The 555-nt window shown below is 36.6% G+C and carries 1 protein-coding gene; it reads left to right on the forward strand.

What is annotated here, in order from left to right:
• Positions 1 to 27: 27 nt before the first annotated feature.
• Positions 28 to 537 (forward strand): helix-turn-helix domain-containing protein, encoded by a 510-nt coding sequence (locus tag BFA01S_RS21600; protein WP_066235707.1) that lies wholly within the window; start codon positions 28 to 30, stop codon positions 535 to 537.
• The last annotated feature ends 18 nt before the right edge of the window (positions 538 to 555 follow it).

Below are 555 nucleotides of genomic sequence, written 5' to 3' on the forward strand. Positions count from 1 at the left end.
AAAATCTAACAATTGGGGTGTTTCTTTATGACTAAATATTCTTTAGAAACGAAATTAACAGCTGTTCATGCGTACCTTAACGGTACAGAATCCTTTAAAGTGACAGCTCAAAACCAGAATGTAAATATGACTATGTTAAAAAAATGGATTGCGAAGTTTCGTGAACATGGATTGGCAGCTTTTCAAACAACCTATACAAACTATTCTGTTGAGTTTAAAATGGACGTACTTAATTATATAAACGAGATGGGAGCGTCCATCGACGAAGCAGCTTTAGCGTTTAACATTCCTGCTTCTACCACAGTTGGAAATTGGAAAGATTTATTTGAAACACAGGGGATTGACGCTCTACTACCAAAGAAAAAGGGGCGTCCACCTATGAATAAAAAACCAAAGAAAGATCAACTGATAGAAGGTTCAGAAGAAGCGTTACGAGCTGAAAATGAGCGACTGTGCATGGAGAATGCCTACTTAAAAAAGTTACATGCCTTAATTCAAGAAAAGGAAAAGTCACAGAACAGGACAAAGCGCAAATAATCTATGAATTAAGGGTTG

Origin of the sequence: Metabacillus fastidiosus NBRC 101226, assembly GCF_001591625.1 — a bacterium.
In the GTDB taxonomy this organism is placed as follows: domain Bacteria; phylum Bacillota; class Bacilli; order Bacillales; family Bacillaceae; genus Metabacillus; species Metabacillus fastidiosus.

What these genes read in the sequence shown, in the direction of transcription:
- BFA01S_RS21600 (WP_066235707.1), top strand. Translation starts at nt 28, where the DNA reads ATGACTAAATATTCTTTAGAAACGAAATTAACAGCTGTTCATGCGTAC.